The organism is Arcobacter lacus (genome assembly GCF_003063295.1).
In the GTDB taxonomy this organism is placed as follows: Bacteria; Campylobacterota; Campylobacteria; order Campylobacterales; family Arcobacteraceae; genus Aliarcobacter; species Aliarcobacter lacus.
In genome coordinates this window covers 1-635 of record NZ_MUXF01000013.1, presented here as the reverse complement: position 1 = coordinate 635, position 635 = coordinate 1, and the positions used below count along the sequence as shown (strand labels likewise).

Here is a 635-nt window from a genome sequence, read left to right as displayed (position 1 = left end):
GTCTCTATTGCTGCATCATTTGACACTTGTATTATCTCATCATATATTTTTGTATTTAATACATCTGGTACAAATCCTGCTCCAATCCCTTGGATTTTATGTGGTCCAGGATTCCCTCCACTTAACACTGGACTTGCTTCTGGTTCTACTGCTATTATTTTTATATTTGGGTTATGTGCTTTTAAAATCTCACCTGTCCCTGTTAATGTTCCACCTGTTCCAACAGCTGCTATAAAGATATCTATTTTTCCATCAGTATCTTTTAATATCTCTTGAGCTGTTGTTAATCTATGAATCTCTGGGTTTGCTTTATTTGCAAATTGTTGAGGAATGAAAGAGTTTGGTGTTTCCTCTTTTAATTCATTTGCTTTTTCAATAGCACCTTTCATACCTTTTTCTGGTGGAGTTAAAACTAGTTTTGCTCCTAATGCTTGAAGAAGTCTTCTTCTTTCAATACTCATTGATGCTGGCATTGTAAGGATCAGTTTTATTCCTAATGCTGCACAAACTGAAGCTAGTGCTATTCCTGTATTTCCACTTGTTGGTTCGATTACTATTGTATCTTTATTGATTAATCCTTCTTTCAAAGCTGTATTAATCATATTTGTTCCAATTCTATCTTTTACTGAATGTGT

1 protein-coding gene is annotated in these 635 nt (G+C 34.0%); it reads right to left on the bottom strand.

From position 1 onward, the window contains the following. Positions 1-635, bottom strand: a 635-nt coding sequence (locus tag B0175_RS07120; RefSeq protein ID WP_108527942.1) for a pyridoxal-phosphate dependent enzyme, incomplete at both ends; no start/stop codon positions are given.